Below are 24,637 nucleotides of genomic sequence, written 5' to 3' on the forward strand. Positions count from 1 at the left end.
TCTCCTCGGCAGCTGTTCTCCACGTACCGATCGACGTCTGTGTGTTGGCTGTCATCGGTCCTTGCTGGTGAGCTCATGAAGCTGGCGCTCGTTGGTGTCGGGGACGCAGGCACTCGAATCGTCGATCGCTTCGTAAGTCGCGAGCAGGCAACGGGACGGTCGATCACTACGGGGAACATCCTCGTGTTTAACACCGACGACAGGGTCTTCGAAGACACGAGGACGATTCCCGAAGAGCGACGGGTCTTACTCGGCGACACCCACTCTGCCGTCAAGCGTCGACCGGACTCTGCGGACGTGTCGGCGTCTGCCGAAGGCAAGGGTGGCGACGCTGATCGTGTCCACACAGGAACACACGCGGACACGATTGATTCCTACGGTGTCGGCGGCGACCCCGATGTTGGTGCTACGGTTGCCGAGGCAGACCTACCAGAGATCCGTCGTGCGCTCGATCAGATTGATGAAACTGAGGTGGCCGCTACGATGCTGGTTGCTGGGCTTGGTGGCGGCACGGGTAGTGGAGTGGGAAGTGTTCTACTTGAGGAACTCAATGCAATCTACGAGACGCCTGTGTACGTTCTCGGTGCGTTGCCATCAACGACGGAACCGGACCGGCGGGCTCTCACCGCGGCCCGTGGGATCCGAACGCTCGTACCGCTCGCGGACGCCACCTTCTTAGTTGATAACGAGGCGTGGCGGCACGGCACTGACTCGGTTGCGGCACGCCATAACAACATAAATGAGGCCATCGTCACTCGCCTGTTAGCGCTCTTCGGTGCTGGTGAGCGCGACCCAGAGGCCATCTCAGAGATGCGTGTCGACTCGGCCGATCTCAGCCGGACACTCGAAGTCGGCGGTGTCGCAACCATCGGCTACGCGACTCACGAGCTCGACCGCGACGACAACGACCTGTTCGCGCGGCTGCTCCAGCTACTCGGCCTCTCGAATGACACAGACGATGGCGGTGTTGACGCTGCGACCATCAAGCGACTGATACGGCAAGCGCTCGAATCGAAGCTAACCCTCCCATGTGCGGTCACTTCTGCCGATCGGGTCTTGCTGATCCTCTCCGGCCCACCTGACACTATCTCGCGGAAGGGATTCGAGACTGGCCGGTACCTCCTCGAGGAGGAGACGACAACAGTAGAAGTACTGGCTGGCGATGAACCGGTTTCCGGTGCGACAGAAATTACAGCGACGGTCGTTCTTTCGAACGTCACGGACATCCCCCGGATCGATGAGATACAGCGACAGGCAGTTTCCATGCACTCTCTGTCGACTACGGATGATCACGATACAGCGGGCGGCAGCGACAGCGATCTCGGTGACGACGAGCGTGAAGACGAAGTCGATCCCGATCGTGTACTGACTGATGACACTGCTGGGGGCGAAGATGACGGTGATGTAGACGAAAACGACGGTTCGGAGGTCGATAATACCAACAAGCACAACGCGGCCGACTCGTCTGTTGAGGCTTTCGACGGAGAGACGGATCACAGCTTCGACTTCGAAGCCGAAAGAGACGAGTGACCCGCCTCGGGGCGTGATATTGAGGCTTTTGCGTGAGCTCTCTGTGGCCGACGACCAGGCACCTCGGGATGATTTAAGTTCTTTCCTCTCTGATAGAGGAGCGTGCAACGGACCCGACGCAACCTCCTAACCGCCGGTGCTGTGGTCTGTCTCACTGGCTGTCTCGACGTTGAGGGGGTCACCTACCCCGATGAGCCGGCACCCAATGAGAGCGATCCGGATGGGGGGATGGCGCCGGACGACGATCCGGCAGATGACCCGGCAGACGACAACCCCGGGCCACATTCCGAACTCGCCGCAGCAACCCGATCGATCGTCGACGACACGATTTGGTTCGCCGTGTCATACCCCTCCGCGATTGACACCTACCGCGAGGCGACTGCCGACGTGCTTACGGCGATTGAATCGGTCCGTGAGTCGATTGACGGACAAACGGACCCGACAGTTTCGATGGCCGAACAGCTTGAGACCGCTGGCTACGACGCAGCTGAGCGCGCAGCGGCCGCACTCGAACCACATTTTAAGCCGGCTGGACTGGTCCAAGCACGAACTGACAACCACATTCCGGTGCTCACCCGGTTCGCGCGCCGGAACGATGCTGACAGGTTTGTGGAGGAGCTCGAACGAATGCATCTGTCATTTTTCCAGATCCAGACGCCGATTTACATCGGGAGGCGGTTTTCCCGAGATCCGATCCACAACCGGCTGCTTCAACGGCTCGTACCGGGTGCTCCCGACAAAGTCCTTGCCGAACTTGCAGCTCCCGGCTACCGGCAGTTCTCGACACTCGCGTACCAACCGTACTCGGAGGAGTCAGAGACGTACCTACCGACCTTCACCGATGAGGCCCTGCCTAAAGAGCGACGGGAAACACTTCGTGAGCAGCTTGGTCCGGTTATTCAAACGAACGGCCGAACCGCAGAGCTGTTCGTCACCATCGCTTCTCGCCCGAACCCGGCCAGCCGCCGCGGTGCGGCGTTCCGTGGGCCCCCCGGGAATCTTGACGGGGTATCAGTGTACGTCCAGCGATATTCTAGCGCTGAGCGTGCCAGCAAGCGCTTAGATGCGGTTTTAGAGGCCGGCGAAACTGAGGGTCGCGAGCCGATCGTGCCGGAGACAAACGCGAGCGACGACGCGATCGCATGGCATCGCTACTACCACCGCGAGGCAGGCAGTACTCGCACAGATCTCGATGATTTTCCCGGTGTGCAGTATGGCTATCTTTTGCAGGCCGGCGAGTTCCTCCTCGCGACCGGGTTCTCCGGTGATGCGTGGGAAGAACGGCCGCAGTGGCAGGGTCGGCTTGTCGATGCCTGGGTGGGGACCTGACCTCCTCCCGTGCTGAACGGAAGGTGTCAAACCCACATTGATCGAAACCAATCTTACGGGACGACCTGGCAGATCACGTCGGGCGACGCAACCGTGTCGTAGCCCTGGCGAGCTTTCGTCTGTTCAATCTCACCTTTCGATCCGGATCTGAACACCGCCAGTTCACAGATCAACAAGGCGGATACCACGGGGCTTGACCCCGAGGCTGTTGACCGGACTCAGGTTTTAATTTGGCCCGTGTTGAAAGATACGTATGACTCGCCAACGCTCACGGCGGCGGCTCCTCGCAGCTGCTGTCCCTCTCGCGCTCGCTGGCTGTCTCATTGAGGCTGATTCGGATGCGACAGACGATACTGGACAGGCAGTCGAGGAGGGAACGACACCAGAAAGCGGGGGAACCGACGACGCTCCGACGACGGAAAGCGTGGCGGGGAATGAAGAGACTGCAGCACAGACTGACGATACGGGTGCGGTCGCGAATGCGTCTGATGAGGAGAACGCAACTCCCGATCCCGCCGGGATAACGGTCGAGTCAACGAACATCTCGCGGATTATCGAATCGATATACCTGTCTCAGATCGTCGCCGATGTGACCGTTCGCAACTCTGGTGAGCACACATATGGCACCCTTAACCTCCGTATCGACGCCTACTATGAACCACCAGACGATGATCGAACGTATTACCCACCGCGGGTCGACGACCGGACAGCGGTCGGCCGGACGTACGCCGAGGACACCTTCGACTCATTCGACAGCGGAACCCGAACCTTTGAGGACGTGGTAATACGGTACGACGCTGAAGAGGCGAACAACTCAACAGACCCAGACGAATTCGATCTGGAGATCGCTGTGCGCAGCGCCGAACCCCGCTGAGGCGCGGTGCGACCGGCGATCTCACCCAAGTGTGGGTATCGGAAGCCAGAGCAACGTGGTGTGATATCGCTCCCACAACAGCACGGCAGGGGGTAACGCAATGATGGTAAACACGAACGAATACACCACACTAATCGCCATCAACAGGCCGAAGTCACCAAGAACCGGTGTGATAGCGAGTGCGAGCGCGCCAGTCCCAAGCGAGGTGGTTAGCATACTGCCGAGGAGGGCACCACCGGTCCCGGAGAGTGTGATTATCATCGACTCTTGAGCGTCAGATCCTGCGTTGAACTCGTCGATGAACCGGTGGGTCGCGTGAACGGAGTACGCGATCCCGAGACCGATCGAGATGGAGAGGATCGTTGCCGTTAGGGCGTTCAGCGACATGCCGAGGAATCGCATTGTCCCGAGCAGGAATGCGATCGCGATCAGGATCGGGAAGAGGTTCACAATTCCGAGAAGCGGCTTCCCCTCTAAGACGGCATACGCAATGATGAGGAATATTCCCGTTAGCCCCATTGCGATGATCAGCCCCTGTATCGCCGAGTCGAAGATGATGTCTGTCACCGCGTCGAAGACGACGAGCTGGCCGGTCGCGGTCGTCTCAAACCGGAAGTCCTCTGCGAATGCTCGGGCGTCCACGGCGGCTTCGGACTGTGAGGCACTGGAGTCAATCGCGTAGTCGACCTGCGCGCTCCGCCGGTCCGGGGTGAGGTACTGTTCGGCGCGCTCTCCCGCTGACGACGCGAACAGTTCGTCGTAGATCCGATCGAGGTTGCGGTCGGGAATCCCGTCATTGTCGATGTCGTTGCGAGCGACTAGCTCGGCGAACTCGGGGTCCTGTTCGGCGTGCGACTGAATCACGGTCACGATGCTTGTCGGCTGCGCGCTCCCGCCGTCACCGACGGCGAGCGCTCCGGAGGCATCGTCGTTCGGATCGTCGAGGGCCGCCAAGGCGTGTCCCTCCTCGAAGTTCCCTTCAACGTATAATTTCACTGACTGATCCTGGTTGGTCGAGAAGCGGTCTTCGAGGAGGTTAATTGTCTCTGTAACAGTGTACTCGCTTGGTGCGAATGGTTCGGGTAACCCTGTCACGTAGTCTGGCTGTTCCTCTGGCGGGAGGAAGTCCTCTGTCTCGAAGGAGGTGTCGACGCCGCTGCCGTACACCGCGGCCATCCCACCGGTAACGAGCAACACAATGATAAACGCAACCGGCGCATACTTGCTAACTTGCGCCGGGAACGTCAGGATTTTTCCGATTGCCGAGTCTTCCGAAGAGATAGGCGCGGAATTGAACTCAGGGACGTTGTATTTTTCGCGCAGTTTGTCGACCTCTAGTTTCGCTGCGGGGAGGAACAGCCCGAAGATCAGGAAGGTAAAGATGATTCCGATCCCGGAGGCGATCCCCATGTTTCGGATCGGCGTGAGATCTGAGATGACGTTCGCGCCGAATCCGAACACGGTGGTCACGGTGACAATGACGAAGGCAATCATCAACTGGTTGTTTGCCTCGCGCATCGCCTCTGTCGCTTCGTATCCCGCGACGGCCTCCTCGCGATAGCGGTTGATAATATGGATTCCGAAGTCTACCCCCACTGCGAGCAGCAATACTGGTACTGATATCATCTGTTGGTTGAACGGTATCCCGGAGAATCCGAGGAATCCAAACGTCCAAATGACGGTCATCAAGAGCGACAGCAGTCCGAGCGAAAGGTCGATCGGGTCGCGGTAGGCGACGGCGAGGAACAGCAGCAACAACAGCACGACGACGGGCATCACGATGGTGAGCGAGTCGCCGATGACGTTGGCTGTCTCCGCGTTGGTCACACCAGTTCCAAACGCCGTGATCTCGCCAGGCTGGTCTGCCGCGATGGAACGGATCTCTGTCTGGACCTGCTGGAGGTCATCGTCAGAGAAGCCAGCGGGCACGTCATGAGATACCACCGTGATCGACGCCGACGCACTCGCACTCGTCGGGTTGAAGTCTGTTGCAAGCGCCCCGGAGAACCGCGGATTCTCGGACAGCTCACGGACGATCTGTCGAACCCGAGTCGCGCTTGTCGATTCGATTGCGCGTCGCTGTTCGGCCGCCGTGGTTGCCGACGGGTCGATCCGCTGCGCGACGACCGTCGCTGGGCCGTTCGCCGAGGCGACGCGTAGATCGTCGCGTGATTCTACTTCCTCGAGGACGCGGAGGTCTCTAACAAGCGCCTCCTTCGTCAGGACGTTACTACCCGAGTGGATGATCTGTGTCGATTCGCCTTCTGGTTCGAAGGGATCTTCGAACTCCTCGTTGACGGCGTCGAGTGCCTCCTGTTCGTCGAGGCCATCGGTGAACGAGTCGGTGGCTTCGGTATCCGTGCTGACGAGAGCCATCCCACCGGTGAACACGGCGGTGAGGACGAGAAACGCGACGATCACTCGCCGCGGACGGTCAACGATGGTGTCGTTGAGCCGCCGTATCCACACCTCAATCTGCTCACCGAGCGACATCGGCTACTGCCGCCTCCGGTAGACGACGAGTGCGCCTGTCCCGACGACGAGGAGCGCGACGATGATAATCGGAAGCGGTAGTCCGTCGTCCTCGCTTTCGGTCACATCAATCGGGACGCGGTAGGTATCGGTCAGTTGGCTGTCGCCGTCAGCGTCATCGTATCGGAAGTCCAGCGAGATGGGGTAGGTACTCCCCGCAGTTGCGGAGCCGGTAGTGGTTAACTCGAAGGTCATCGTCGTGGTCTCGCCGGGGTCGAGCGACTGGACGTAGCCCGTGTCGGTGTCACCAGTGTCGAGTGGGTCGTCGGCAAACAGTCTGGCCTCAACATCGCTTATGCTCTCGTTCAGGTTGTTTGTCACGGTGACATCGACGGTGCGAGTGCCACCAGCCGAAATAGTCCTGTTCTGGACTTCAACGCCGAAGCGGTCGCGCTCCGAGGCAACCTCAGCGGTCACGACAAGGCTTTCATCAGCGCGGGTTTCCCCCTCAGCGTTCCGGTACTGTACTGCCATATCGAGCGATCGGAGACCGGCTTCGGCTTCGCCGCTGATCGATATGGGTAGTGAGAAGTTTGCACGCTCATCAGGGTCGAGCGTACCGACAGTGGTCGAGCGTTCGGCAGGGAGTACGTTCTGATCCTCGCCGGCATATTGCACCACGACGGTGCGGGCCGGTACGGGCCCGTCGTTGCGGACGGTTCCGGTCAGATCACCGTCTTCACCGACGCGGAGAGTCGAGTCTACGTCTGTGATCGTGAACTCCTGTTCGGCGAGCGGAAGGATGCCGAGCGAGAGCCCCTCATCGGTGCGTGCGATCCCGTCAGGATCCTCAAACTGTACGGAGCCCGCCAGCGTGTACTGCTGAACCGGGAGATCGGGAGCGACACCCACATCGTAGGCCACGGTAGTGGTCTCGCCGGGATCGAGTTGCTCAACGCGAACCGTGTCGGATTCGCCACCGCTCACGCTGACACTCTGGCTCTGTGTGCCAAAAGTGATATCCGCGTTGTGCGCCGACTCGGCGCCGACGTTTTCGATTGTCGCCTCAACGGTGCCAGTGTCGCCGACCTGCGTATCACTCTCGACGTTGACGACCTGGAATCGAGCATCCTCGCGGACGCGAAGGTCGACATCGCGAGAGACGGTCACAGTGCGATCATCACCGGACGAGTAGTAGCTGTAGGTAAGATCGAGATCGAGTGAGTAAGTACCAGGTTCGATGTTATTAGGGACATTTACGCTCACGGGAACCTCTCCCGGAGCATTTGTGGTCACGCCACCGATCGCGGTTTTACCAGATTCGACAGAGAGCGGACCGTCGGCCTCGGCGTCGACGCGAACGTTACGCGCAGTGGTCGCCGTCTCGGCCACGGAAGGATCACCGAACCGGAGGTTCCCATCATTAGCAATCGTCAACTCGACCTGATTCGTCTGGCCGGGAACCAAATTCGGGTTCGCCGCATACACATCTAGATCGGGTGAGCCACCAACGTTGCTGGTCTGTGCAGGTGTCGTTCCGCCCATGCTACTACCGGATGGTCCCATTGCGTCACTGCCAGCCACGCTTGCACCGACGGCACCGACGCCGACGCCGCTCGTGACTAGCAGGACGCTCACTAGCAGGACAGATATGGTCCGAGTCTGCATCGGTCACCGTGCCTCCGAGGACGCTGTCGACTGACAAACTGGAGAATGATGAACCGATAACAGGAGGATGAGTCGTTGCACACTCAAATCTTGGTTCACGAATCAATAAACCTTTCTTTCTTGGAATCGGAGATGGGGATATGACACAGATCGATTGCAAAAGCAGTGAGCTTGAACGATTTGCGTGTTGGTGGTTGCCGTGACACGTTTTTCCGATGAGGATCGTGAGCGTATCCGGGCGGATCTGATCAAAGCGGGTCACGACTGCTTTGCACGGTTCGGATTCGATCGCACTCGCGTAAGTGACGTGACAGACGAGGTGGGGATCGGAACGAGTACGTTTTACCAGTTCTTTGACTCAAAAGAGGCGCTGTACCTCGCAGTGTTACTCACCGAGCGTGAGCACTTGTTCGAAACGCTTGAAGCAGCAGTGGCCGACGCGGAGACACCACGTGAAGAGGCGGAGGTAACCTTACGGACGACGTTTGGAGAGGTGCGATCCAACCCTCTGATCCAGCGGCTATTTGTTGACGGTGAGATTCGACGGATTGAGTCACAGTTGGACGGTACCGCCGCCGACGAGGACTTAATCGACGACTACTCAGAATCGCCGGCAGTGTACGGACAGGTTCTCCCACAGCCGGACAAGTGGGTGGAAAGCGAGGTGGTACGGATCGATGATCCAGACATAATACGGGGGCTTTTCCGGTCAGTACTCTTCGTTACGCAGGCGCGTGAGACACCTGTCGTCCCCGATGGCACCTACGAAGCCATCGAAGAGGCGCTGATCCAAACGATCGTCGCTGGGTTGTTCACATACGAGGAGAACACAGACAGGTCAGCAACCCACGACTGAACTCCTCTCACGTCCAATGTCCAAGTATATAGATTGTACCGACGATAACGACACCACCAAATGCCTCGCGTGTCCGGATCGGAATGAGCGTTGGCGAGGCTCCCTCGTCATCATCTGTAGGCTCATCGTCGTCCGATCCCGGTTCTGCTGCATTTACCACGCCGTTGGTTCCATTACTTGACTCGGCCTCATCAGCGTCAGTAGAGTTGTCTACTGTGGATTCGTCACTGCCTTCAGCCACTTCCTCATCCGCAGTAGACTCTTGTGGTGTGCTGACAACTGGTGTGATAGAATGTGTGTACTGTCCATTCTCGTATTCGACCAGGATGTTAACAACTGTTTCTTCGGGAACTGCTGTAAGCTGCTGATCGAATTCAACAGTGGCCGTCGTTAGACCGGCATCATACACACGAGAGATATCAAGCCGTTCACCTGACCGTGTGTCGATCGTCTCAAGCGTTACTCGACTGATTTGTGCTTCAGAAACGTTGCCGACGACACGAACGGTCTCAGTTGTCGTGTTGGTCGTGTTTTCTGATAGGGTTACTTGTGGAGTTGGATCGTACTCAACAGTGAATGTCCGTTCTTGGACGTTACCAGCAGCGTCCTCAGCAACAAGTCGGAACTCGTTGTCGTCGTTATCATTGTACAGGTTAACTTCCGTATCAAGTGTGTAAGAGAGTCGCTCTCGGTTCGGCTCAGTGCCGCTGCTGGTCAACAGGACCTGTGACGCGTTGTTGCTAGTACGGTTAATCGCAACTCGATCAAGCTTTGTCTCATCCCGAATCTCTCCGCGGATGCGAACCGAATCAGTGTAGCTCTTGTCTGGAGTGTTGAGGGTGATGTTAGGATCGGTCGCATCGTCAACGATGAGATCAAATGAGTCTGTGTTTGTCCGGCCGTTTGTGTCAGTGTATCGGGCAACAATTTCATTTTTCCCGTTACCCAGCAGCAGGTCTTGTGAAAACGAGTCACCGGGATCGGTGATACGATAGAGTTTACGGTCTGTCTGGTTGTCTTCATTTTCATCTTCGGTTTCGACGATATGAGTGCGTTCAATCTGGACTCGATCGACCTCCGAGACTGTATGGAAATCTCCGGCGAGCGTTACCTGGCCACTCGAGACGTTCGTTTCATTTTCAGGCCCACCCAGAACGGTTGTAGAAAACGGTGAGGTGTACCGTACCCGTGGGGCAGCGGTATTTTTCGTCAGCGTCGTCTTGAACGTAGAAACGCTGTCTCCGCGCGCGATTACCTCGACAGTATTCTCGTTCGGATCGAGGGCAAGCGAGACAGACTGCTCAAACGATCGGTTGTCGGGACGATATGAGTTACGAATCTCACCGTTTACACGAATTTCGATCAGATCGATCGGATCGGATGATTCAACGCTGACGTTCGCTGTTGGATCTTCCAAGACAATACGTTCCCCGCTATTGGTGAGCGGCTCACCATCAACTGTCACGTTGGTTGTCGTCGCCTGCGCGGCTCCCGTCCCGACGCCAGTGGCTACGAGTACTAGACAAAGGATAACACCGATTCCGATACGGAGCGGTACGTTCGAAACTGCTGTGTCCAGGATCATATGGAGTGGATCGCTGGATCGGGACGCTCGCTGCGTCCGATCAAGCTGTATATCGCTTCAGATTTCCCGTCAGCACTTGGCTGTAGTGATCTAGATATTAGAGTCGATAATTTCGCAGTGAGAGAAAGCCAACAACCGAGTACGTGAACGACGAGATTTTTGCCATTGAAACCCTGACAATAAGTGATTCTGAGATGGCAGAACACACCGACGAAGCGATTCTGGAAGCAACGTATCAAGCCCTTTGTAAACACGGTTATCCAGCAACTAGCATCTCCAGAATCACCGACGAGTTCGATAAAAGTACGTCGTTACTGTACTATCATTACGAGGACAAGGAAAACCTGTTTGAAGATCTCTTGTGCCATCTTTTGGATCAGCTTGAAGAGCAATTAGTGGATTTTGACCAAGAGGGACCTTACGACTATCTCATGGCAGTCATTGACCAGTTGCTCCCGACTCAAGTGAACAATAACCAGTTTCGATTCCAGCGAGCTCTCCTCGAGCTTCGGTCACAGGCACCTCACATTGATGCTTATCACAAGCAATTTGAGCGATTCGACGAGTTCGTACTCTCGGAGTTTACAACTGCTATTGAAAACGGCATAGAACGAGGGGTGTTTCGTGAAATCGATCCAGAACAGACGGCTGAATTCATATATTCGGCAGTATACGGGGCACTCGAGCGTGGTGTCACACTTGAAGATGCCAGTCTCCTGCAACAGACCCGGCAAACTCTTGAGGAGTACGTCAGGGCAAATATGCTCGTCGAGAAGTGAGGACTTATTTTTATCTGGCGATCCCGTACTTGCCTTGGCATGGTCGAGTTCGAGATATCTGCTGTGCGGGTTCGTGTTTGCGCTTGTCGCGAGCACTCTAACCGGGATCTATCCCGCGTGGAAGGCCGCTAACGAATCGCCAGTAGATGCCCTTCGAGGGTAGTCAAGGGAGATCTTTGTACTCCGTACTACAGTCCGGACAAGTTCGGATGTCGAATACGTTGTCCGGATCGTTCTTTGTCTTTAACACCTGATCGCAGTCGGCACAGGTGAGGCGCTCATACGTGTCTTTGAACAGGTCACCGTCACGGAGTCCTTTTCGTGTAGATTTCATATACCCATATCATCACTTGAACGAATAAAACCTGTTTGATAACGGGGTTGACATCCTTCTACAGTTGGGCGCACAGGAATCTTAAACGATGGTGATATCTACTGTGTTGGAATCGTGAAACAAGACAGGCGGCTCAAAAGACCAATCGCTAGGGTCGGCAGCTACTTTGACATCCTCCCCGCGCTTCACAGTAGTTGCCGAACCTAGCTGAGACTCTTGACGCTGGACTTCGTTGGTCAAAAAATGGTCCAAACAGCTGAGGCGAAACAAGCGTGTCGCGCCGCTTCAACGCTGCTGTATCCACATTTAGAATTCGGTGTGAAACCGTGCGGAGAGTACACGAGAGAGGATTTTGTCGAAATCCTCCTCGTATTGCCTTCGATCACGAGTTCGCAAACACGGGCGGCAAAACGCTCCAACTTGACCGTGATGAGCAAGTGGATGTAACGTCTACTACTCGGAATCCGCTCGCTAAATCTCTGCTGTACCACTTGCGAAACCTCTCGACGGATGCCATCGATGACCGGTTCGATGGCGTCCGACAGCAAGTGTTCGAAGTCCTCCGATCCCAGCGCCGACTTCCCGCCTTCGTCAATGTTGCCATCGATCTTCACGAGTGGCGGTTCTACGGTTCTGCTGAGACTGATCACGTAATAACGACGTATCCTGATTTCGGCACGAACAAGGCGTTTTGCTTCGCAACGCTCTGTATCGTTGCGCCACACACGCGGTTTACGCTTGATGTGGTGCCGATGGCCACGATATCGAGATCTCTGAACACAACGGCTTGGATAGCGTCGAACAAAATTTGATTCGGCAACTACTGTTCAGCGCGGGGCTTTCTCCTTGATTCTCAGTAACCGACAGGATTCTACACTTAAAAATAGACAAGTAAAATTGTGATAGCCAATCTTATTTTACATAAGTTATTATCTGTGCGTATGCACGGTTTACGAGCAGTTGTACTCGCAATACTTGTCCTAACGGCGTTTCTCGGAGCTACTGGCGTAGGGGCTGGAGCGCCCCCCGTAGAGGGAGATCAAGATGTTCAACCAGGGGATAACGTTCTGTCTGCCGATAGCAATTACCCAGCACAGACGACAAACAGTACCACGTGTGATTTTCCGATTAATGTGACAGATGCAACAGGGACGACTATCACACTCGATGAACGACCAGACCGAATTACAACGACAAATCCGTCGGCTGCCCAAACACTCTGGGAACTCGGTGCTCAAGATCGGGTCGTTGGTGTGACCCAGTTTGCTGAGTATCTAAACGGAACTGAGAATAAAACAGATGTCTCAGCTGAGTTCGGCGTTAGTGTTGAGAAGGTAGTTGGTACGGATCCGGACCTCGTGTTGGCACCGAACGCCTCAGCCGATCAGGTCGAAGACCTGCGGGCACAGAATCTCACAGTCTATCATTTCCCCGCCGCAACTGATGTTGATGATATTGCGACGAAAACACAGCGCACCGGCCGTCTTATTGGTAACTGCGAAGCGGCTACTGATGTTAACACAGAGATGAACGAGAGTGTTGACAATGTTATAGATAAGACAGCCGATTACAACCGAATTGACGCGCTCTATCCACTTGGGGGCGGATACGTTGCCGCCGATGAAACGTTCATTAACGAGATTATGCAGATCGGTGGTACAAACAATGTTGCGGCGTCAGAAGGCGATGGATATCCACAACTCTCTGATGAGGTTATTCTCGAAGCAGATCCAGAACTAATACTTGTGACAGATCCAGAGGCGTCGATCCTTGATGAAGAACCGTACGCAAGTACGAGTGCTGGCACAGATAACCAGTATGTTGTTATGAACAATAGTTACCTTAATCAACCAGCTCCACGGAGCGTAATCGAGTCAACAGAAACACTGGCAACCGCTGTTGAAAAGCTCCAACCAGAGGACACTGAAGAGGAACCAGAAAATGAGAGTGGTACCTGTACGTTCCCGCTTACAGTGACAGATGCAACGGGTACAACAATTACACTCGATGAACGACCAGATCGGATTACGACGACAAACCCGTCTGCTGCCCAAACACTCTGGGAACTCGGTGCTCAAGACCAAGTTGTTGGTGTGACCCAGTTTGCTGGGTATCTAAACGGGACTGACAACAAAACAGATGTCTCAGCTGAGTTTGGCGTGAATATTGAGCGTGTCGTGTCGACAAACCCGGATTTAGTACTGGCACCAAACGCTTCAGCGAATCAGGTTGAAGACCTCCGGGCACAGAACCTTACTGTCTATCATTTCCCAGCTGCTACCGATGTCGATGATATTGCGGTAAAAACACATCGTACCGGTCGTCTCACTGGCAACTGTGAGGCAGCGACCAATGTTACAACAGAGATGAACGAGAGTGTTGACGCGGTCACAAATCAGACTGCCGACCTGGACCGTATCGACGCGCTCTATCCACTTGGTGACGGATATGTTGCAGCCGATGAGACGTTCATTAACGAGATTATGGAGATCGGCGGCACAAACAACGTCGCGGCCTCAGAAGGTGATGGGTATCCACAGCTCTCACAAGAGGTTATTCTCCAGGCGAATCCCGAATTGATTCTTGTGACAGATCCAGAGGCCCCGATTCTTGATGAAGAACCGTACGCGAGCACGACTGCTGGCACAGCGGATCAGTATGTAGTCATGAACAATAGTTATCTCAACCAGCCAGCCCCGGGGAGCGTGATTGAGTCAACAGAAACACTGGCGGCTGCTGTCGAAACGTTCCAGCCTACCACCTATCCGAGTAGTGGGTCCGAATCTTCGAGCAGCAGTGCGGAAAATGGCGACCAAACCGCGGTAAACGAGACGGAATCCGACACAAATGAAACGACGAGTACAGAGAATGAGACCGTGTCTGTGGTTGATGAAGACACAAATGCAACAGATGGTTCCACAGGCGAAAACAACGATGAGAATGAAGACGGAACAGAGTCCGATCGAACGAACACAGAGACTGGCCAAGAATCGGAGTCAGACGACGCACCTGCTGGAGAAACAAACACAGAGGTCCCCGGATTTGGGATGGTTACAGCAATAGTAGCAGTACTAGTATTTACACGGCTGGGGCTCAGTTCAGATTCGGATTGAACGGAGGCTGTACGCCTGCAAAGGATATTTTGTGTACAGACCGATCGATCCCCTATGAAATGTGAACGCTGTAACGAGGATACGACAGTTACCAAGTACGAAGTAGATGGATTTCAGGGTATCTTTGTGATGAATGTGTGGAGATGTGGGACAACATTTCAGATAGTTGTTGATGATCGCGTATATTATACTGTCTGTTAATTCTAAACTTTTGTCATTTTCCTAATCTTTTTGTTGGTATCACGGGGATGGCCCGATATGGCTGCCGCTACAGGAGAAACCGAATCACTCGTTAGCCTCCCATCGCATCCAGTCGGAGATATCGCTGTTATCGCTATTGTACTCACTGCGATGATCCACCTGATGCTCGGGCCAGGATTTCCGCAGTTCAACTGAACGGGTACGGGGAGTCTCCTTCCTCAACGAGTGAGCGAAGCGAACGAGTAGGGAGGGGAGGATCGCGTTCGTATCGACTGGAATGGCGTGTATGCCAAAGCAGCAGAAGTCATTCTGTTCATCTCGGTCCTCTATCTATACCAGAATTGAGGGGTGAAAGGCCCGTCCTATTTCGAGGCGAGAATTCTACCGTTCACGGCAGGTGTGAAGTCGACAACTCCTACGCAAATTGACGACAGCAAACCTGAATATTATACAGACATACCTAAAATCGATAGTATTTCATGAATGTGAACTGAAATCAAAGCGATGTACGATCTCACCGGCTTTCAGCGCGACCTCCTGTATGTAATCGCTGGGCTTGAGGATCCATACGGGCTTGCGATAAAGGATGAACTTGAAGACTACTACGAAAAAGAGATACACCATGGCCGGCTGTATCCAAATCTTGACACACTTGTCGAGAAGGGACTCATTGAGAAAAGCCAGCGTGACCGACGGACCAACGAGTACACAACCACTCGCCGCGGGACTCGCGAGATCGAGGCTCGAGTCGAGTGGAAAGACCAGTACATCGATCACTGACGCTCACAGCGATCCCGGTCAGTTAATAGGGTCAGTTAAATTCCGTCGGACCGACAATGGTGGTTCCACCACGCTGTATGGAGACCTCGATATCGAAGTTATCCGCAGACTTCGAAAGGTCGAACTCGCACCCAATAGACCCATCAGACTCAACCGTGGCCACGCAGTTGAGGACCTGACTAATGCCACCGTTGGGCTCTTCGGCTGACACGCGAACGATAACCGATCCACCCGGCGCAAGATTGGTGTCAGCAGTCACGGAAAGCTGTGAAGTATCACCCACGGACTGATTTGTGAACTCGGCAGTCGGCTCGACGATGGCGAACGACTCGCTGAACGAGACACGTGGGACAGACGAGGGAGCCGACTCACCAACTGTGAAGTCCATCGTGTACTCACCAGTTGCGAACGCGTTAGTGTCCATGGTTGCAACGAGCCCGCCAGCTGCGGGATCGTACGTTGTGTCCACTGCGGCGAGCGGTGCAGTCGGCACATCACCATTTGCTGTCTGCGGGCGAAGGTCTACCCCATGGCCGAGTGTTCCATCGCCAGCAGGACCGTACAGCACGGTGCCACGTTCTCGGTGGGTGGACCGGTCACCGTGAAGCGTCACACCCACATCTGCAGCCCCCGTTGTGTCGGGGTTGCGCATCTCGTAGGTAGCAAGGAGTGTGTGGTTCTTTGAGACGGTAACTGGACGATCAAAAGTGATCGTCATGCGTCCATCAGTACTTGTCCGAATGTTCTGTATCGCAATACTGGCAGAGCGGTCGACGAAGCCATCGCCCGTCTCATCAACACCGATCACGTCGATATCGCTTTGGGAAAACTGGTGGACGCCCCGCGGCGGCTCGTTGTCGTCGATCCCGTAATTGATTGTCAACGACCGCATTGAGACGGTCTCATTCGGAATTGTCTGAACCGTATGCGTTGTGTCTGCAGTCGGTGCACTATTACTTGCGTAGACGAGGTTGCGTGCAGGCGCTGGCGATTCAAGGAGCCCACCGATCCCACTCACTCCAAAGCGTGTCCGGACACGGTCACTCCGAGCAGCTGATAGGGATGAATCAGTGGCGTTTGTCGAGGCTTTCGCCTCATCCGTGTTGCTCTCGCTGTTATTGGTTGCCAGATCGGTCTCCGATTCGATTGCGGGCGTGTTGGGAGCGATAACGCTGGTATGCACCCTATCTGTCTCTGGCTCGTCGACAGAGAGGACCGCCGCAACGCTCGTCTCATCAGTAGAGACGATCAGGTTGTAACGGCCGGGGTCAAGCGCGGTGACTGTCGAAGTGTCTGCGACATTCGACTCGGTCAGGAGCTCAACTGAGTCTGCGTCGCTCCCTGCAGTAAAGCGGTCGGCGTCATCGATAGTACCACCCCGGACGGTGTTCGCGCGCACAGAGACCGTGCCGTCGCCGTCATCATCACGGACGCGGAGCGTTGCTCGGTACTGCTGGTTGGCCGAGTCGATCTGGAGGGTGGCCTGATCGGTATTACGCAACTGGAGGTCGATAGTGGCGACATCGCCCTGGGTGACCGTTGTCTGGGCATTGCTGAAGCCGACTGCTGACCCAGACTGTGCCGCTGCGGGGGCGGCGATCGGCGCGGCGATCCCCCCAAATCCGACGAGGAGGACAGCCGCGACGAGGGCGAGACGTGTATGCATATACATGATTCCCTATCGTCGTCGTGGGTAAATACTTTCTGTGAGGTGGTGTCGGGATCGGACGTTTTGAAGTCTCTCACTGGCACTCACGCTACACGGTTGATAGATTAGGATACGTACTTGCGGTCCGTTTGTTGCACAGCCTGTTGGATGGGGATCGACGGTTTCCTGATCGGTTAGGATTGTGACGCAATCAGCGTCACACGCCAAGAACTGCCACGCCATATCGTACAAAGCGACTGAGCTGCGGCGCTCACAAATGTGAGACGAGCCTCAAAAAATGGAACCGCAAACCGCGTGAGCCGAACGGAGCGTCCGTTCGGTGGTTAGCTGTCGTTAGTTGTTACGGCGGGTCGCGAGGAGCGCAGCCGCGATGAGCGCGACGAGAGCGACGAGCGCACCGAAGCCGGGCGTACCGTCTTCGGAGTCGCCATCGTCACCGTCTTCGCCGTCCTCACCGTCCATTCCGTCTTCACCGTCGTCGGAGCCGTCTTCACCGTCGTCGGAGCCGTCTTCACCGTCGTCGGAGCCGTCTTCACCGTCGTCGGAGCCGTCTTCACCGTCTTCACCGTCAGACGGTTCTTCGCGTTCTTCGACGATTTCGACCTCAACACGGTCCGTACTGTCACCGTCGTCCGCTTCGATGATGTACGTCCCAGTTTCGAGGTCAGACGTGTCTAAGCTGGCCGTCCACTGACCGTCGTTGCCCCACTCGTCGGTCGACACGGAATCGTAGTTCGTGTCGTCCTGACCGAGGATCTCGACGGTAATTGCTGCGATGTCGGACTGACGGTTGGTGTCACCGTCGACAACCATGGTCTCGCCGGTCGCGACCGGGTTGACACCGCTAGATTCTGCTTCTTCGGGGTAGACATCGTTGATCGAGAGCGTCGCGTCGTTGAGACGGAAGTTCTCGCTGACGATCAGGTCGTCGCTCCCATCAGCGTCGACAGTGTTGGAGAGGATCCGACTGCGGATCTGGTCTCCACTGGAGCTGCCACCGCCAATATCGTTGATGTACTCAGCGAGAGTACCCGCATCGTTAACGTCCCCATTCCGGAGCTCTCCGTTGCCAACATCTCCGTCACGACCGAGCGAGATGACGTGCGCAGACACGGCACCCTGCGACAGGCTGCCGATCGCGATGTCATCTTCATCGAACTCGTTGTCGTCAACCGATGCAGTTGTCGCGACAGTGCGGCCGCGGCGGTCGACGAAGGCAACGACGACTTCGTCCTGACCAGCTGCGGTCCCTTCAACGTCAACCTCGCCGTCTTCTTGGGCGATCTGGCCGTTGATGAATCCGAATTCAGCAGTGAGGTCGCCCTCTTCAACAGTCAGCGCGTACTGGCTGCTCGATGCGCTGCTGAAGTCGGACGTGCCGATCGAGCCATCGCTGTCTCTCGTGACATCGTCAGTAACATCAGAGGCGTCGATCACACCGATGCGGTACCGGCCCTCGAACGAGAGGACGTTGTTACCGGCGCCGTCTCCCCGCGAGAGGCGGACATCCTCTTCTTCGAACGTGTCGTCCGAGTCAACGCTGATCTCGTAGTCACCGTCGACCTCGACGGGCTGCCAGCGGCTGTTGTCGCGCACGTAGATGCGGACATCGTCAGCGCTCTCGGCAGTCCCGCTCACGTCAACCTGAGAGTTGACCGTGTAGGTACCCGACGGGCTGTCGAGCGTGACTTCGCCTTCGTTCACGTCGAAGCTCACGTCATCCGCGGAATTACCAGGGTTTTCGGGGTCGGCATTTTCGTACACGTCGAGATCAACTGACGAGTCGTCGAGGAACTGCGTCCGGATCGAACCGGACGCCTGCGTGCCGTCAATTTCGACAACTGCGTACGCGAAGTCAATGTTGTCGAAGTCCTCGACATCGTCAGCATCGGTCACAGTGCCGTCGACAACAAGGCCGCGCTCCGTCGTATCCTGAACGTTGCGGAAGATACGCTCGACGTTGCTGGCTGAGACACTGTTGCGGAAGTCAGAGGCCTCGATGGCGACGACGTGCGACTGGCCGTTCGTGCCACCGCTGACAGTGTACCCGAGGTTACTGCCCTGCGTCACCGAATCCTCGGCAGTATCTATCGACAGGGAATCCTGGTCGGTTACCTCGATGGTATACTCTTCGACAACAGCGTCGTGATCGAGATTGTTCGAGCCCTCGAAGACGACGGTGTACTCACCCGCGCCTTCGTCGGAGAGGTCAAGGGCGACTTCGCCGTTACCTACACCCTCATCCGTAGCCTCGATAGTGGTATTGTCCGGCGTGAGAACTTCGTTGGTGATGTCCGCACCACCCTCGTCTTCGACAGTAAGAGCGATGTCTTCGGCTTCGCCGAAGTTCCACTCAGCGGCAATCGTGAGCTCATCAGCACTGCTGGCGCCAACCTGGGAGACATCGCTGCCGCCCAGCTGGACCTCTGCAGTGTTGATCCGCGGCCGGACGACAGTGGTCGTGAAGCCACGGTCAGCACTAGTCGCGCCGGGGTTCTCAGCGTAGGTACCAGTCTCCTGGTCATCTCGAATCGGCATCTGGAGGGGCGTACCCTCGCGGTTGCCGGAGGTCCCCTCGAGGCTGCTGGCCGGGACACGGTTGCCATCCCCGTCAGTGAACCGGAGATCATCCTCGCCTTGGTAGATCGTGTTACCGCTGAGGATGATGGTGTCACCGGAAGGACCATGTTCAGTCCGGTGGTCGCTTCCTCCACCACCACTACTGCCGATGGTGAAGCTAGTGTCGTCGGCCACAACAGCAGTCCCGTTGTAGGAACCACCGCCGTCACCCTCGTGGAGACCAACGGTCAGATTGTAGTCACCAGCATTTCCGTTCTGAGCACCGTTGACGGACACGTCGAGATCATCCCCGTCAGTGAGTTCAGCAGTACCACTGCTGAGCTCAATAACCAGGAATCCCTCATTATCGTTTTCAACGATGTTGGTGGTAGTGTCCGGCGAGTCTATGACCGCGTCACCGTTGACTGTAACATTAACACCGTCGAGTGAATCAGTTCCGAATCCGCTGTCACCGATGTCTACGGAGACGTACTCGACGTCAGTACCGTTAGGTGCTTCTGAATTATTTACGATTGATGCGTCTACTGTATAGTTCGTATTCGCATTTTCAGTGCTATCATCGATCGCAACATTGTCGACCGAGATATCGCCACCCTCCTGAATAGCTGCTGCCGGCGCTGCAGCGAAGCCGATCGCAGCCATGGAGATGACCATGATAACACTGAAGAAGATCGCGTTGACCTTCTTGCGTGTATTATTGTCGTTTGTCATTGTGTGTTGTGTGTTCTGCGTCGCGACACCCGTGCTTTGTCCTCACCTCGCTCGCCCGTTCGTCGTCGACCGACCCTGCATCGAGGGCGCGACCGGACTTGGATCGGATTACTCGCGATGTGGCATCGCATTGTCCGCATCGGTAGGGGTACTGCGCTCGTTACTTCCAGCGTCGGGTATAAATGCTTTGTGTGCCCTATCTAGGTGTGTGAACGCAACACACGGCCAGTAGCGAGCGTCTGACGCCCGTTTTCAAAATCGATAGTTCCTGATACACACACACTCATGATGCGGTGGATTAGCCACATCGACACGCGTCGACCGGAAAATCTACATGCGCCTATCGACTTTTTCAGCATGGGTTCGAACCTTTTCAGGCGATCGGGTACTGATTTTCAGGGTAGGGGCCTGCCCGATCGTGTGCGTCCCCACTGCGATCGAACTCCCTACACGCGTCTATGCTTGGTCGAAGGCCGCCGTAGCCGCCTCGTCTCACAAGCTGAAGCGACGCTAAGATGTCGCGATACCGTGGGTGCCTCGGCACCGGTCGCGGTCAGCTGTATTCCGAGCTCGTCTTGAAGGCGATACAGATCCGCGAGGAGATCGTCTGTGCTGACACGGTTCGACTGCTGTTGTTCGAACTTTTCGTTTTGTGATCGCTGTGCTCGTGGATATCCCTCATACGCAGCAGCTCGTATAGGGATACGAGCGCATACCCCCGCCTTCGTTTAAGCTGTTACAATCTGCCAGTCTAGTGAAGGCACAACTGGCCATGACTCGGCTTATGATGGGCCTCATTGACCGGACCGTAAGACAGCCACGCCGATGCTGAAACCCAGCAGGTGACGCATGGACCATATGCATCTTGAAACCAACGCCGCCTCGCTCGGCCTGAAATCCTCTGGTGGGATTCTTCCCCATCGACACGGAGGGGGTCAATGACACGTGATAGCTACCGCCGCGTAATGATGATATACTAACCAATACGAGATATAGAAATGACGAGGTGCACGAATTGTGGGAAACCCTCTGCCACAGAATATTCTATCGAGTTTGAGAGGGATACAGAAACGGTAGAGATTGATCTCCACCTCTGTCAGCAATGTGTAGACTCATTCCGTTTTGAATCTGGTATCCGGTTGATGGACTAGCGGGGCGTTATCGGTAAACTTGACATCGGCTCTCAGCTCTGATTCGCCCAACGTGCTGGGTTTCCAGAGAGACTAATTATATCATTATGGATCCCTTACGTAGAAATCACAACCTATTCAATCCTCGATCTCATCCATATAGGTGGGGTTATGTGCCCCGTTGAGAGCGGACCACCATCCGTTGCCACATCCGTATCTCACGCGACTCTGGACTGCTGTCCCCGGCGTCGCATCGATGGGATCCATCTAGGCCTTTGCCTGGATGGATATCCTCAGATATTCTGAGAGAGGACCAGATCGTTGAGTATCCCTATGATATCATCCACTCGCGGAGCTAGTCGTCTCCATGTGAATGCCGAACCTGCTTTGAAGAGTCTACAGAGACGGCGCTCCTCGTTCGATAACACAGAAGCGAGAGGACACCACCGGACCAGTTCATCACCAGGTCGACCAGCGTGTCTCTGGCGTAGACTGAAACCGTCCAGGAGTGCCAAAACGACTTAAACACGTACTCATACACTTCGAAGCTCGTACCAATTGCCAAGAGGACAACGAGCACCCACCCAAGAGACGGACGAGCCGGCGCGGCGCCTCGGAGGCCGACGAGTACGATACCGCCGACACCCGCGCCGCTCATCGAATGGGTCATGAGATCCCACCAAGGAAACTGTGCGTACAGTCCGGAACCAAGACCGATAAAGTGGAGTGCCGACACAAGGCCACCCCAGGTGAGAAGTCCCCACCAGTATAGCGACCACGGCCTCCCGTCTTGAACGTCCGCGAGAACCTGGCTCCCAAGCTGTCGCGGTACTTGGAGCACCGAAAATCGAACAAAATACCGCCTGATGATGAATATAGATCCGACTGCGATCAGGAAGCACCAGAGCCCAACATGGAGGTGGGAAGTGTCGTATGGCGGGGGGACCATACCGGTACCTGTCTCACTGTTAGAATAAATATTCGGTGAAGTCTCAAATACGTACTTTTGTTTTGAGAGTCCTCATCGAAATAGATCGGCAGAACGAGGATCGATAGAGAACCACTACAGGTACCACGAGGCGTGACTAGGGGGTACCTGGTCACTCAGAGTCGAGATCGGCCGCGTCGAGTGCTGCGTTCCACGAGCCAAAGTGCCGCTGATACGTGGTTGGACTGTACGGGCCCTTTGCAGCCATGTCGGCCATTGTTGGTGTGTCTCCCTGCTTCTCTGCGAGTCGCTCAAGTGCAGCAAGCAACTCGTCGTCGGGCACACGGCGGTTGGCTCTGGAATTGATGGGCTCGAGGCCGGCGGCGTCGAGTGCATCATCCCACGAGCCGAACCGGTCCCGGTACACTTTCGACCAGTGGCGCCCGTGGTCGTTCATCTGGGTGGTCGTGGGCGATTCACCGAGCTCGGCAGCCAACGCGTGTAGCGCGTCAATGAGCTCCTCGGTGGTGAGTTCCGTCTTTTGATCCCGCGGCTCGAATCCTGCGCGATCGACAGCCTCCTGCCATGAGCCAAATCGTCGAAAGAATGTCATCACACTGTGCGTACCATGGGTGCGATAATCTTGGATAGAGGGCGTCCGATCGACGACATCCGCGACGACACGAATATCTGCAAGCAGTTCCTCATCGCTATGGCCCATATCCGACAGGAGTGTCCGCGAACTGCTTGAGTGATTCGGAGGGCAGCTACGACCTTGGCGACATTCAAACGCCTGGGATGATTTGTGAAGAGGTCATGACTCGAGAGTGGATTATCCAGTCAATAGCGACGCGATGTCGTCGGACCCGAACAGCGACCAGTCGTCGCCGAGTTCGGCTTCGAGCCCGTCGGTGAATCCGCTCTTCGAGAAGAGCGCGAACTGCTCGGTCCGATCGGGCGGGCCCCAGCGAACGCGATCCGCCGTCGCGCGAAGTGACTTGACGAGCGCGCGTCCCATGGGTTCGTCGGTCCACTTGCACTCTGCGAGGAGGACTGATCGTCGGCCGGATCCAGCCCGACGATGTCGATCTCGTCTTCGCCGTACCACCATCGCCCGACTTCCGAGTACGGATCGAGACCGGAGCGACGAATCGCGGTTCAGACCGCCTCGAGACAGACATGCTTGAAGATCCGGGGAACGTGATCTGGGAGCGCTGGTTCGATCGTCCCCTCGTACACCACGCCGGGAACCTCTTGAATGACGGAGCGGTTCGGTTCGACAAACCGGAACCAAAAGCGCAAGAACTCGTCGGCGACACCGTACCGCGATCGCTTCGACTGTTTGGCGGACGCCGTCACAGGTACCTCTCGATCGGGGAGTCTGAGACGGCGGAGCGTCTGCAGATACTTCGAGACCGGCCCCGACCCAATTCCCGTCGCACCGGCAATCTCGTTTGGCGTGATGTGGCCTGTCGCGATCGCTTCGAGGATGCTCAGGTAGCGTGCGGGGTCCCGGAGTTCGGTCTGCAACAGGAATTCGGGCTCGTTGTACAACACCTCTGCAGGCGTTAGGATCTGCTCTTGGACGTTCGTTTACAGCGACTGCGAGTAGTCGAATTGCAGCAGGTACATCGGCGTGCCGCCCGTGATAGCGTACGATCGAACTATGTCCTCGAAGTCATAGTCGATCACCCCACGAGCCTCGGTAAACGAGACCGGTTCGAGATCGATCTAGCCCGTACGGCGACCGTACAGCGGGCTCTCGTGGCCCAGAACCCTTGACTCCATCGTGCTCACGCTTGAGCCACACAGGACCAACATCGATTCGGTCTCCGACAGCTGTTCGTCGACGAACGACTGGAGGTACGATGGGATCGAGTCGCTCGTCGGCGAGCCGCTCGCCGAGGTACGCGAAGACGTCGTCCCAGCCGTCGATACGCGGAACGCGACCGTTGAACTGCGCCGCGATTTGCTCGACGAACTTCTCGCGCTGGCGGGGCTCGGCCTCCTGTGCCGCGAGAAAATATAGATGGGGCCGATCGGCACAAAAGCGTTTGAGCAGCTCGGACTTCCCGACCCGCCGATGTCCGTACATGAC

Annotated in this window: 17 protein-coding genes and 2 pseudogenes; 9 read left to right on the forward strand and 10 right to left on the reverse strand. The window is 56.1% G+C overall.

Going from position 1 to position 24,637, the window contains the following annotated elements:
- The first annotated feature begins 75 nt into the window (after nucleotides 1-75).
- The 3 genes from CK500_RS05280 to CK500_RS05290 all read left to right on the forward strand — a co-directional run bounded on the left by CK500_RS05280 (nucleotide 76) and on the right by CK500_RS05290 (nucleotide 3,733).
- On the forward strand, nucleotides 76-1,530 hold the full coding sequence (locus tag CK500_RS05280; RefSeq protein ID WP_095636197.1) for a tubulin/FtsZ family protein: 1,455 nt from the start codon (nucleotides 76-78) through the stop codon (nucleotides 1,528-1,530).
- 102 nt (nucleotides 1,531-1,632) lie between these two features.
- On the forward strand, nucleotides 1,633-2,859 hold the full coding sequence (locus CK500_RS05285) for a hypothetical protein (RefSeq protein WP_095636198.1): 1,227 nt from the start codon (nucleotides 1,633-1,635) through the stop codon (nucleotides 2,857-2,859).
- 253 nt (nucleotides 2,860-3,112) lie between these two features.
- A complete protein-coding gene (locus CK500_RS05290) occupies nucleotides 3,113-3,733 on the forward strand; it encodes a hypothetical protein (RefSeq protein ID WP_095636199.1) in 621 nt (206 codons plus the stop codon).
- 21 nt (nucleotides 3,734-3,754) lie between these two features.
- On the opposite strand, the gene CK500_RS05295 is transcribed toward CK500_RS05290, so the two are convergent.
- Together CK500_RS05295 and CK500_RS05300 are read right to left on the reverse strand one after the other, a co-directional pair.
- The gene (locus CK500_RS05295; protein ID WP_095636200.1) at nucleotides 3,755-6,226 is read right to left on the reverse strand and encodes an efflux RND transporter permease subunit; all 2,472 of its coding nucleotides are present in this window, start codon (nucleotides 6,224-6,226) and stop codon (nucleotides 3,755-3,757) included.
- 3 nt (nucleotides 6,227-6,229) lie between these two features.
- Nucleotides 6,230-7,873, reverse strand: a complete 1,644-nt coding sequence (locus tag CK500_RS05300; protein WP_233138782.1) for a COG1361 S-layer family protein — start codon at nucleotides 7,871-7,873, stop codon at nucleotides 6,230-6,232.
- A gap of 199 nt (nucleotides 7,874-8,072) precedes the next feature.
- Here CK500_RS05300 and CK500_RS05305 point away from each other — a divergent pair, with 199 nt between their 5' ends.
- Nucleotides 8,073-8,729 (forward strand): TetR/AcrR family transcriptional regulator, encoded by a 657-nt coding sequence (locus tag CK500_RS05305; RefSeq protein ID WP_095636254.1) that lies wholly within the window; start codon nucleotides 8,073-8,075, stop codon nucleotides 8,727-8,729.
- 7 nt (nucleotides 8,730-8,736) lie between these two features.
- On the opposite strand, the gene CK500_RS16795 is transcribed toward CK500_RS05305, so the two are convergent.
- Nucleotides 8,737-10,314, reverse strand: a complete 1,578-nt coding sequence (locus tag CK500_RS16795) for a hypothetical protein (protein WP_144049520.1) — start codon at nucleotides 10,312-10,314, stop codon at nucleotides 8,737-8,739.
- Between the two features lie 143 nt (nucleotides 10,315-10,457).
- On the opposite strand from CK500_RS16795, the gene CK500_RS05310 reads away from it, so the two are divergent.
- Nucleotides 10,458-11,093 (forward strand): TetR/AcrR family transcriptional regulator, encoded by a 636-nt coding sequence (locus tag CK500_RS05310; RefSeq protein ID WP_198951497.1) that lies wholly within the window; start codon nucleotides 10,458-10,460, stop codon nucleotides 11,091-11,093.
- A 10-nt stretch (nucleotides 11,094-11,103) separates the two neighbouring features.
- Nucleotides 11,104-11,256, forward strand: a pseudogene (locus CK500_RS17535) (ABC transporter permease); the annotation flags it as partial.
- On the opposite strand, the gene CK500_RS17765 reads toward CK500_RS17535, so the two are convergent.
- The gene (locus CK500_RS17765) at nucleotides 11,257-11,427 is read right to left on the reverse strand and encodes an HVO_0758 family zinc finger protein (RefSeq protein WP_303645736.1); all 171 of its coding nucleotides are present in this window, start codon (nucleotides 11,425-11,427) and stop codon (nucleotides 11,257-11,259) included.
- Between the two features lie 236 nt (nucleotides 11,428-11,663).
- On the reverse strand, nucleotides 11,664-12,152 hold the full coding sequence (locus tag CK500_RS17330; protein ID WP_198951498.1) for a hypothetical protein: 489 nt from the start codon (nucleotides 12,150-12,152) through the stop codon (nucleotides 11,664-11,666).
- A gap of 216 nt (nucleotides 12,153-12,368) precedes the next feature.
- Between CK500_RS17330 and CK500_RS17720 the strand changes: the two genes are divergently transcribed.
- The 3 genes from CK500_RS17720 (at nucleotide 12,369) to CK500_RS05330 (ending at nucleotide 15,521) form a co-directional block, all read left to right on the forward strand.
- Nucleotides 12,369-14,540 (forward strand): PGF-CTERM-anchored ABC transporter substrate-binding protein, encoded by a 2,172-nt coding sequence (locus CK500_RS17720; RefSeq protein ID WP_095636202.1) that lies wholly within the window; start codon nucleotides 12,369-12,371, stop codon nucleotides 14,538-14,540.
- A 258-nt stretch (nucleotides 14,541-14,798) separates the two neighbouring features.
- Nucleotides 14,799-14,936: a hypothetical protein gene (locus CK500_RS17170; RefSeq protein WP_158224025.1), complete on the forward strand. Its 138-nt coding sequence runs from the start codon at nucleotides 14,799-14,801 to the stop codon at nucleotides 14,934-14,936.
- A 309-nt stretch (nucleotides 14,937-15,245) separates the two neighbouring features.
- Nucleotides 15,246-15,521 (forward strand): helix-turn-helix transcriptional regulator, encoded by a 276-nt coding sequence (locus CK500_RS05330; protein ID WP_095636203.1) that lies wholly within the window; start codon nucleotides 15,246-15,248, stop codon nucleotides 15,519-15,521.
- A 31-nt stretch (nucleotides 15,522-15,552) separates the two neighbouring features.
- On the opposite strand, the gene CK500_RS05335 is transcribed toward CK500_RS05330, so the two are convergent.
- The 5 genes and pseudogenes from CK500_RS05335 to CK500_RS17790 all read right to left on the reverse strand — a co-directional run bounded on the left by CK500_RS05335 (nucleotide 15,553) and on the right by CK500_RS17790 (nucleotide 24,634).
- On the reverse strand, nucleotides 15,553-17,187 hold the full coding sequence (locus CK500_RS05335; protein ID WP_233138793.1) for a DUF7827 domain-containing protein: 1,635 nt from the start codon (nucleotides 17,185-17,187) through the stop codon (nucleotides 15,553-15,555).
- A gap of 336 nt (nucleotides 17,188-17,523) precedes the next feature.
- The gene (csg, locus tag CK500_RS05340) at nucleotides 17,524-20,481 is read right to left on the reverse strand and encodes an HVO_2072 family ArtA-dependent S-layer glycoprotein (RefSeq protein ID WP_233138796.1); all 2,958 of its coding nucleotides are present in this window, start codon (nucleotides 20,479-20,481) and stop codon (nucleotides 17,524-17,526) included.
- Between the two features lie 1,485 nt (nucleotides 20,482-21,966).
- Nucleotides 21,967-22,560, reverse strand: coding sequence for a hypothetical protein (locus tag CK500_RS05345; RefSeq protein ID WP_095636204.1), 594 nt, complete (start codon nucleotides 22,558-22,560; stop codon nucleotides 21,967-21,969).
- Between the two features lie 151 nt (nucleotides 22,561-22,711).
- Nucleotides 22,712-23,260: a homing endonuclease associated repeat-containing protein gene (locus tag CK500_RS05350; protein WP_144049521.1), complete on the reverse strand. Its 549-nt coding sequence runs from the start codon at nucleotides 23,258-23,260 to the stop codon at nucleotides 22,712-22,714.
- 111 nt (nucleotides 23,261-23,371) lie between these two features.
- Nucleotides 23,372-24,634 (reverse strand): annotated as a pseudogene (locus CK500_RS17790) (ATP-binding protein).
- Nucleotides 24,635-24,637 lie beyond the last annotated feature (3 nt).

This window comes from Halorubrum salipaludis, from assembly GCF_002286985.1.
GTDB classification, from domain to species: Archaea; Halobacteriota; Halobacteria; order Halobacteriales; family Haloferacaceae; genus Halorubrum; species Halorubrum salipaludis.